At 61.7% G+C, this 9,353-nt stretch carries 11 protein-coding genes; 7 read left to right on the top strand and 4 right to left on the bottom strand.

The genetic code is table 11. From position 1 onward, the window contains the following. Positions 1–16: 16 nt before the first annotated feature. Positions 17–346, top strand: a complete 330-nt coding sequence (locus tag AC1DNK_RS21125; protein WP_112389808.1) for a GCG_CRPN prefix-to-repeats domain-containing protein — start codon at positions 17–19, stop codon at positions 344–346. A gap of 173 nt (positions 347–519) precedes the next feature. Continuing rightward, a complete protein-coding gene (locus AC1DNK_RS21130; protein WP_477943184.1) occupies positions 520–1,170 on the top strand; it encodes a pyridoxamine 5'-phosphate oxidase family protein in 651 nt (216 codons plus the stop codon). Between the two features lie 34 nt (positions 1,171–1,204). Here AC1DNK_RS21130 and AC1DNK_RS21135 read toward each other — a convergent pair whose 3' ends face one another. The 4 genes from AC1DNK_RS21135 to AC1DNK_RS21150 form a co-directional block, all read right to left on the bottom strand. Beyond that, positions 1,205–2,014: a COG3904 family protein gene (locus AC1DNK_RS21135; RefSeq protein WP_477943185.1), complete on the bottom strand. Its 810-nt coding sequence runs from the start codon at positions 2,012–2,014 to the stop codon at positions 1,205–1,207. Then, entirely contained in the window at positions 2,011–3,372 is a 1,362-nt protein-coding gene (locus tag AC1DNK_RS21140; protein WP_477943186.1) for a hypothetical protein, read from the bottom strand. Before AC1DNK_RS21140 ends, AC1DNK_RS21135 begins: the two co-directional genes overlap by 4 nt. Before the next feature lie 80 nt (positions 3,373–3,452). Further along, complete coding sequence (locus tag AC1DNK_RS21145; protein WP_477943187.1) at positions 3,453–4,979, bottom strand: hypothetical protein; 1,527 nt, start codon at positions 4,977–4,979, stop codon at positions 3,453–3,455. A gap of 210 nt (positions 4,980–5,189) precedes the next feature. Further along, positions 5,190–5,519 carry a hypothetical protein gene (locus AC1DNK_RS21150; protein ID WP_477943188.1) on the bottom strand — a complete coding sequence of 110 codons (330 nt, stop codon included), beginning with the start codon at positions 5,517–5,519 and terminating at the stop codon, positions 5,190–5,192. Positions 5,520–5,731: 212 nt separating this feature from the next. On the opposite strand from AC1DNK_RS21150, the gene AC1DNK_RS21155 reads away from it, so the two are divergent. The 5 genes from AC1DNK_RS21155 to AC1DNK_RS21175 all read left to right on the top strand — a co-directional run bounded on the left by AC1DNK_RS21155 (position 5,732) and on the right by AC1DNK_RS21175 (position 9,338). Further along, positions 5,732–6,334: a superoxide dismutase gene (locus tag AC1DNK_RS21155; protein WP_112389814.1), complete on the top strand. Its 603-nt coding sequence runs from the start codon at positions 5,732–5,734 to the stop codon at positions 6,332–6,334. 199 nt (positions 6,335–6,533) lie between these two features. Beyond that, complete coding sequence (locus tag AC1DNK_RS21160; RefSeq protein WP_310291523.1) at positions 6,534–6,662, top strand: hypothetical protein; 129 nt, start codon at positions 6,534–6,536, stop codon at positions 6,660–6,662. Positions 6,663–6,675: 13 nt separating this feature from the next. Next, positions 6,676–6,933, top strand: a complete 258-nt coding sequence (locus AC1DNK_RS21165) for a hypothetical protein (RefSeq protein ID WP_477943189.1) — start codon at positions 6,676–6,678, stop codon at positions 6,931–6,933. A 268-nt stretch (positions 6,934–7,201) separates the two neighbouring features. Next, the gene (locus AC1DNK_RS21170) at positions 7,202–8,431 is read left to right on the top strand and encodes a hypothetical protein (protein WP_477943190.1); all 1,230 of its coding nucleotides are present in this window, start codon (positions 7,202–7,204) and stop codon (positions 8,429–8,431) included. Beyond that, the gene (locus tag AC1DNK_RS21175) at positions 8,355–9,338 is read left to right on the top strand and encodes an autotransporter domain-containing protein (RefSeq protein ID WP_477943191.1); all 984 of its coding nucleotides are present in this window, start codon (positions 8,355–8,357) and stop codon (positions 9,336–9,338) included. The genes AC1DNK_RS21170 and AC1DNK_RS21175 overlap by 77 nt, the downstream gene beginning before the upstream one ends. The last annotated feature ends 15 nt before the right edge of the window (positions 9,339–9,353 follow it).

The following is a 9,353-nucleotide window of genomic DNA, read 5'->3' on the forward strand; positions in this document are numbered from 1 at the left end:
TTTTTGGAGAACCGCAATGAAGATCATCACGCTGGCAGCAGCGCTCGTTATCGGAGGCCTTTCGGCACTGTCAGCCGAAGCGATGCCGGTTGCGCCGCTTGCCGTGGACAATGCCGCCGCATCCGATGTGACCAAGGTGGATTACGCCTGCGGCCGCGGCTGGCACATGACCCGCTGGGGCGAATGCCGCCGCAACGACTACCGCCGCTATGCACCGCCGGTCCGCTACTGGCACCGTCCCCCGCCGCCGCGCTGGGGCTGGGGCGGCGGTTGGGAACGCCCGCGTCCCTATTACCGCGACCGTGACCGCGGCTGGGATGGCGGCGGCCGTTACGACCGCTACTGAGCGATAGTAAAGCGAATAGCAAACCGGGGCAGAGGCCCCGGTTTTTTTGTTTTCGTAGCTCAGCGACGCTTCGGCGATTGATCTCTGTTGATGACAACCGGCGTTTAGTGTATTTCATATATGAGGTACGTACGTCATTTCGGAACTCAGCTGGAACGCGGGGAGGCAGGACAGTGGAAGCATTCAATCCAAAGCCGGAATTTGCCATCAGAGACGAGGAGGCACTTCGGGGCCTGTTCGAGCCGACCCATGCTCTCGCCATACAGAAGTGCCAAGACACACTGGGCAGGCACGCGCAGGAATTTATCCGCCGCTCGCCGTTCCTCTGCATCGGCACACAGAGTTCGAATGGCAGCGCCGATGTCAGCCCGCGCGGCGACCCTGCCGGTTTCGTCAAGATCCTGGATGAGCGCACCTTGGCGATACCGGACCGTCCGGGCAACAATCGCGTCGATACGCTGGTCAACATTCTGGCCAATCCAAATGTCGGATTGCTGTTCATCATCCCGGGGTTTGACGACACTTTGCGGGTGAACGGGACTGCCACTCTCTCGCGAGACCCCGGCCTGCTCGAGAGCATGGGCGTCAACGATCGTATGCCGAAGCTCGCAATCGTGGTCACTATCAGCGAAGCCTTCATGCATTGCGCAAAGGCGTTCCGGCGCTCGCATCTGTGGAACCCCGAGCACTTCCAGGACCGCAGCGGAATGCCGTCGCTGGTGAAGATCATTCTGGACGAAACGACCGGGGCTCCTGCCGACGCGTCGGCGATGCGCAAGATCGATGACGATCTCGAAGCCGACTACAAGAGGACGCTCTACTAGCGCCGGGACATTCCGGCGGGCCGCGGCCTTGACGTCACTTGACCTTCGCGGCAGCCGCGCTGACCTTTTCAGGTGTTGTCACCAGCGCGAAGTCCTTCATCTCGGCGGGCTTCAGGTAATAGAGCCGGTCAGGCGGGGTTTCCATCGCGTGGATCCAGAGGCCAGGCTTAATGCCCATGGCGTCGAGATGGCGGGTGACATCGGCGGTGGTGCGCTGCGCATCCGACATGGCGCGCTCGGGCGACAGCTTTTCTTTCGTGCCGTTGAAGACCTGATGCACGCCGATCACCGCGCCGTCTTCGGCGCCGCGGCTGACGCCACCAGAAAGAATGATCGGGCAGGAGGAGGCGCAGAGCGCGCCTTTCGCCACCGTGGTGCCGATCTTCCGCTCGCGGATCAGCTTCGACATGGCGAGCGCATCGCCGACCGCGCCGCCCGGCGAATCCAGCGATACCGTCTTCACATATTCGCCACGCGCCTCGATCTCCTTCTGGAAACGGCCGGCGGCGCCGTATTCGATCGCGCCGCGCGCCAGCAGAATGCCGCCTGGTTGAAGCTCGAATGTCATCGGCTGCTTCAGCAGCTCGGCGCTGGTGGTGATTTCGGCAGGCGGGTTTTCGGGCTCGCCATCGGTCAGCGCTGGCGGAAGGACGGGAATGCCGTCAGGGGCGGACGGATCGAAGACCGGCAGCGTAGCATTGGCGATGCTGAGATCGCGGAAATCGATCACCAGAAAGGCGACGGCGGCGGCGATCAGCGCATGCAGCACCAGCCGCGGCAGCGTCGAGTCATCGACTTGCAGCAATCGTCGCTTCAGATGCTCGCCTGCCGCTTCGATCTTCATGTCTGCGGACCCTTGCGTGGCGGCTTACCGGGCAGGTCGAGGCTGGTGACGTTGGAGGGTTCGGGCTCATGTTCCCCGGCAGCCTGCGCTTCGGACGCCGCTTCGGCATGCCCATCCGCCTTCGCCGCGGCCTTGGCTTCCGCCCGGGCAACGACGGCCTCGATATCGATGCCGCGCGCCTGCAGCGCCCGCTGCACCTCGATTGCCTCAAGAAGCTCGGCGGCGGTGATCCGCTCGGCAAAGGGCATGCTCTGCTCCTGCCGCCGCAAGGCGCCATGGGCGACCGAGAGCATCAGCACCAGCACGCCGGGCAGAAGGTCGATCGAGATTGCGCCGGCCCAACTGGGGATGAAGTCCGAAGCATAGCGCAGCACGGCTTCGGCAGAAGACAGCGGCACGAAGCGCCGCTCGCCGACAGGTTCGCGGGCCAGGATCTGGTCGGCGGCCTGCGACAGCACTTTCGATTGCGCTGCGACGGAGGAGCGGATCGTCTCCATCACCTGGTCCTGCCGGTTGGCGAGATCGACCTCGCGGCCATCAGCGACAGGCGCGATGAAGCCGAGCGACAGGTCTTCGGCGGCACGCTTGACGGACGGCGCGATCGAGGTCTGCTCCAGCGAGGTGATGACGCCGGTCAGCGTCACGACTTCGGCTGCGAACTGATCGGCGCGCTGGTCGATGGCGCCGGGCGCCGAAACCAGCGTGCGCATCGTCTCCAGATGCTTGCGCCCGTCATCGAAAAGGGTGGTGACGCGCTCGCGCGAAGCATTGATGTTGTTCTGCAGCTCGGTCAGTTGCGAGGCCATCTGCGACAAGAGTTGCACGACGCTGCCGGCACCCGTGGTGCCGGTCAGCGCGCCGGTCTCGCGCTCCTGATCGGCAAGCCGCTGGAAGCGTTCCTGCGTGCGCTGGATATCGGGTAGCAGGCTCTGCGCCGCCAGCGCATTCTGGTGCGCCCGGTCGAGATCACCGGTGTAGTCCTCCAGCGTTTCGGCCAGATGCTGTTCGAGTGCTGCCGAACCCGCAAGCGCCGCCGCGTTCAGCCAGCTCGCCATGGCGATGATCATCGCGCAGCCGAGCGCCATGATGCAGAGCAGGGCGGTGCGCGCCGCCACCGTCGTCACATGCGGGTAGAAGCGGGCGAGATAGGTCCAGAAGGCATAGATCGCCACCGAAACCGCCGCCGAATAGATCAGCGCCGCAAAGAAGGTGGAGGTCGGCGAACCGTCGAGCAGGCTGCGCACGCCGAGATAGGTATAGACGCCGGATGCGAGCGCCAGAACCGCCAGTGCAAAGCGCGTCATCGTTTCCACGGCTTCGATGCCGTCGTGCAGGCGGTGAGATGCGCCGAGCGCCATGATATTCCTCCGGCTGGTATCCTCTTAAGAAACCCTTAAAATCCCGGCGAAAACAAGGCCTTCAAAATGAGCGTACAGTCTTACTCCGCAGGCGGTACGCGCATCGGCTCGCCGGTCGTATCGCGCTCGCCGCCAAACCCGTCGGCAGAGCCGCGCAGCGATTTTTCCGAAATGTCGATCAGCGGCGAGAAGGTGGCTGCCGGCATGCGCACATCCTCGGGTTCGTCGAACGCAGCAGTTGAAGACCTGTCACCGCGGGCGACCTCCAGCTGGCCGTTCAGGATGGCGCGTTCGGCACGCAGCTGGCGGATCTCGGATTTGGCGATCTCCAGGCTGGTGCGCAGCTGGCCGATTTCGTGGCGGTCGCTGTCCATGCGGGTGTCGAGATCGCGCCGCATGGCGTCTGCTTCCCGGTCGCGGCGCGTGCGCAGGCTTTCCGCCTCGCGCAGCTTCACCGTCAGTTCGTTATTATAGGCGGAAAGCTCGCGGCGGGCGGTCTCGCTCTCGGTGCCGCTCATGCGGGCGCGGCGCAGCTCTTCCTCGACGCGCTCGGCGCGCGAGATGGTGGCCGCCAGCTCGGATTTCAGCCGCTTCATCTCGCCGCGTGCCGATTGCAGCTCCTCGTCGGTCATCTTGTTGCGGCCATTGGCGGTGATCAAAAGCTTCTCGACCAGCTCGGCCTTGGAACCGACCGCGTCGCTCTTGGTCGTCAGATGGGCGATCTCGAGTGCCGAAGAGGTGGTGACCGTATGCAGCTCGACCTCGGCGCGCTTGTGGCGCTCCTCGACCAGCGACAGTTCCTGCTTCAGGCTGGCGACGGCCGTCTGCAGGTTGGAAACCAGCGCTTCCTGCGCCATCAGATTGCTCTTCAGGTGACCGCGCTCTTCCGTCAGCCGGGCGATGTCGCGGGCCTGCACGGCGCTTTCGCGGCGCGACGTCTCGGTCAGCAACTGGTGTGCCGTCGTTTCCAGATCGAGCTTTTCACGCGTGGCGGACAGTTCGCGGCTGCGGCTGTCGAGCTCCTGCTGCGCGCGCTTCAGAAGCATCGAGGCTTCGTCGAACTGCATGATCCGTCCGGCAAGCTCGCGCTCGGCGTCGAGCAGCCGCGTCTCGATGATCGAAAATTCCTCGCAGGTGATGCCGTGCAAGTTCTGCAGCTTGGTCAGCTCTTCGCGCACCGCTTCGATCTCGATGCGGAACTGGCCGTTGGCGGTGCGGATGTCCTTGTTCTCAGCGGCAAGCCGCGCATTGTCCTCGTCGGCCTTGCGTCTCGCGCCGCTCTCGTAGTCGAGCAGCGAGCTGATGCGGGCACATTCGGCCTGCAGCCGTCCGGTCTCGGAAAGCGAATGGTCATGGGCGCCGAGAAGTGTGGTCACGCGGTCCTGCAATGCGGAAAGCCCGGCTATCAGCGCCTTGGAATTGCGCTGGTTTTCCTCAAGCACAGATCCGAAGGCCTGGAACTCGTTGATTTCAGGCATCTGGTAGGGCTGCGGCGCCGTTGCCTGGGGCGTCATCGGCTGTTCGGTGATGGAGGCCGGCCGGTAGGCCTGGCTGTTCGTGCGGATATCCGTCTTGCCCGGCTCGTCGCCCCGGCGGAAAAAACTCATGACCATCACTCGCGCCCCAAAAGATCGATGTCAAAATGCAGTTTCGAATTATCAATTCACGCTAATTAAGTTCGTCCTATCAAAGGTTGTTCTAACGATCTTTGCCCGGATAACTTGTGGCGCATCTAGGACCGCAAACCCGCCGCCTGTCAAAGCACCGTTCGATGAAATCAACAGTTTTTTAAGATTTGGACGGGCAGCGAGCGCTGCTTATTCTTCCGGCAGCAGGTTCAGCTTGTCGGTCTGCAGCTCGCTGCCGATCTCGGCGGCCTTCGACTGCTTGTCATAGACGCAGATATGGGTGACGAAGCCGTTGGCGCCCTTCGGCCGGCCGGTCACCAGCGCCAGTCCGTAATGTTCGCTGCCGAAGGGATCGACGACGGCGCGTGCCTCGTCGATCGAGACGGTGGCGGCCGCCTTGCACTTGGCTTCGACGTCGGCGGCAAAATCCTTCCAGGCGTCGTCGGAGGAGGCGAAAGCGCTGCCGGCGCACAGCGGCAGCAGAAGGGAGACGGAAAGGCGGATTTTATTCCTCTGCATCAGGGGCCTCGTTCGGTTCGCTGTGGCGTATCGTTCGGGTTTGTATGTGCATCATCGGTGATTTTACCCCTCAAAGCCAAGCCCGCAATCAAGGCAATTTTTCCTCTGAGGCTGCCTTTTTTGATGTTTCCGCCGTTGCCACTGGCAGGTTCCGCTCCTATGTTCCGCCTCACCTGCCGATCACGCAACCCATTGCCAAGAGGAGACTTACCATGGCTTTTGAATTGCCCGCACTCCCGTACGACTACGAAGCGCTTTCGCCTTTCATGTCGAAGGAAACGCTGGAGTACCACCACGACAAGCACCACAAGGCTTATGTCGACAACGGCAACAAGCTCGCGGCTGAAGCAGGTCTGGCCGATCTCTCGCTCGAAGAAATCGTCAAGAAGTCGTTCGGCACCAATGCCGGCCTCTTCAACAATGCTGCCCAGCATTACAACCACGTCCATTTCTGGAAGTGGATGAAGAAGGGCGGCGGCGGCAACAAGCTGCCGGGCAAGCTCGAAGCGGCCTTCAACTCCGATCTCGGCGGCTACGACAAGTTCAAGGCTGATTTCGCCAATGCCGGCGCCACGCAGTTCGGCTCCGGCTGGGCCTGGGTTTCCGTCAAGAACGGCAAGCTCGAAATCTCCAAGACCCCGAACGGCGAAAACCCGCTCGTCCACGGCGCCACCCCGATCCTCGGCGTCGACGTCTGGGAACATTCCTATTACATCGACTACCGCAACGCCCGCCCGAAGTATCTCGAAGCCTTCGTCGACAGCCTGATCAACTGGGACTACGTCCTGGAGCGCTACGAAGAAGCCACGAAGTAATCGGTTCGCAGCGAACGGATTTGAAGACACCCGGTGCGAAAGCGCCGGGTGTTTTTGTTTGCGCAAGGTGCGCCCGCTGCGGAGCAATGTCAGCGCCCCGGACAGGATTTTCTGTTTCCGCGCCCGCGAACATGCTGGAGCCGCTTGCAATTTTCCGCGAATAGGCTGCTAGCTAGGGTTTCAACAGGAGGAGCAAATTATGGCCAAGGGTCAGGTTCGCAGCAACAAAGAGACACGCAAGCCGAAGAAGGACAAAGTGGCGGCCAAGGCCCCTCCCGCTCTCGGCTCGCAGGTGAAGTCGAGCGAAAGCGACGTCAAGAAGAAGTAATTGGCGCAGAGCGATGCCAATCATCATCGCTGCCGTCGCTGACGGCAGCGATGTTCGCGCGTGCAAAGCCCGCGCCCCGCAGAACATTGCGATCTCCACGGAAGACCCGGTATTTTCAACGGCACCAACGATGGAGCGGCGGGTGATTGTCACGCCCGGCCTGCGACTCACACGCAGCAATTCCTTTACATTTCGTCCTACCGGCATCACGGAGGGTCTCCCGGCGCTTTCCTGCTGCCCGGCATCCGGACCTTTTTTGGTATTTGGTTAAACGACCGCCCGGCGCGATGCGCCATTTCGAAGCTGATTAAAGTTTTTAATCATGTTCTGAATGAGGCTGCGCGGCCTCAGGTTGCAGGCGTTTCTAGCGCATAAATTGCGCTAAAAAAGCAACTTTTTGTAAAGTTCGCACTGAATTGCAACCATATTGACAGGTGCTTTCCGGCTTGCTCGAAAGCTGACCGGCCGCCCGTTTTGCGCGGCGGCATGCACAGTATTTCCTTTTTAAGCAATTGAAAAAGCAGGGTGAGCTTTTAACAATGATGACGAACATCACATGCCGGTCAAACGCCGGATCCACGGCGCGGCGCCTTCTGGAAACCTCGGCGCTGACGCTGGTCTTCTCTTCCGCATTGCTGGCAGCAGGAATGGGCGCGGCACGCGCGGATAGCGGCAATGACCCAATCCCGACCATCTATTTGAATGGTAGCATGTTTTCTAGCGCAGGCATCAGCGGCGATGGAAAAGTTGTCATCGGCACGCTGTCTATGACGACTCAATCCTATGCTTTTCGCTGGGACGGCGATGATGCGTTGAATATGCTAGACGCCCTTCCTGTTGCAGGGACAACGCCGGTGGTTCCCAACACAACGGCTCGTGCCGTCAATGACGACGGTTCGGTCATTGTTGGCAGTTCTACCGACAGTGTGGGGAACATGCATGCCGTGCGCTGGACCAACGGTGTCATTGAACCGCTTTATACCCCCGTTAGCAACCAATCCACCGCAACTGGTGTCAGTGGCAACGGCTCCATTGTCGTCGGCTATTTCAACTCTGGAGGCAACGGGCGCTGTATCCGTTGGGACGGGGGCGACAAGGTCTATCTTGAGGGGCAGGATCTCCTTGAAACGACCAGAGCCAATGGCATAAGCCGTGACGGAACGGTTATTGTCGGAGAAGCCGGCGACGGTTTCTCTTATAGATATGCCGTAAGATGGACGGACGGAGGCCGGGTAGCTAACGATCTTGGCGATTTCCCTGGGCTCGGGCTTTGGTCCACTGCATCCGCTGCCAGCAATGATGGCTCGGTCATCGTCGGCTCCTTCCAGCCCCTTCAGGACACCACCCACGCGTTCCGCTGGACTGAAGCCCAGGGCGTGGTGGATATCGACGGCTTTGACAGCCATTATTCCGTCGCCAATGCTGTCAGCGGCGACGGATCGGTGATCGTCGGTCAGGTCGACTTGGGGCAGGACGATTACCACGCATTCCGCTGGGCTGATGGCACATCGAAGACCGTTGTGCAGTGGCTGAGAGACAACGGTGTCAGTATCGGCAACGATCCCACGAGAACGGCGACCGGCGTTTCCGAAGATGGCAAGATCATCGTCGGCGATACGCAGAACGGCGGCACGTACATCGCCCGCGTGGTTACTCCGGACACTGGCGACGGCGACACCCCGAACACCGGCGATGGCGATACTCCGAACACAGGCGACACCGACACGCCCGGCCCCCACCTCCGGCATCATCGACGTGCAGCAGTATAGCACCACCCTGGTCGCCAAGCCCTCCGCACAGGTCGGTCTCGGTTATGCCAACACCGTTCTCCAGGGTGCACATGGCGAGCCGATGCGCGATCTGCTCGGTCTCGGCCAGCGTTCCGTCGCCTTCACCTCCGACATCGGCTATGACGACAGCCGCGTTTCGAACGGTGGCGTCGGCATCGGCGACGTGACCTTCGGTTATGGTCTTGCAGAAGGCGTCACCGCCCGCTTTGCCGGCGGTGGTCTCTACACCAAGCAGGATATCGAGACCGGCGGCGATTTCCATCAGGCAGCCTTCTACATGTCGCCCGAAGCCACCATCGCGCTCGGCAGCAGCAACGTCTATGCGACGATCGGCGGCTACTATTCGACCGGCCGCATGAACATCCACCGCGGCTATATGAATGGCGCGGCGATGGACTTCTCGCATGGCGAAACCGACGTCGATACCTACGGCGCCAAGATCCGCTTCGACTGGCTGAATGCGGCGACGATCGCCGGCACCAAGCTGACGCCCTATGCGAGCCTGACCTACGCTCACTCGCATATGGACGGCTATACGGAAGAGGGCGGCTCCTTCCCGTCGGCCTTCGATTCCGTCAACGACCACTCGACGGTTGCCCGCATCGGCGTCGATTTCATCCATGACGTGACGGACACAGTCCGCCTGACGGCCCGCGCTGAAGCCGACTACCGCTTCGAGAAGACCACGGCGGGCACCAGCGGCCAGATCGTCGGCCTTTCGGCCTTCGAATTCGACGGCGAAGACGTCAAGCAGCTCTGGCTGCGCGGCGCCATCGGCACCGAGTTCGACGTCGCAGGCGGCACCGCCTCCCTCGGCATCAACGTCACCACCGAAGGCGACGATCCGAACGTCTGGCTGCGCTCCGGCTGGAACGTCAAGTTCTGATTTGCGGCTCGATAG

This window comes from Rhizobium sp. 01N424 (genome assembly GCF_056399485.1).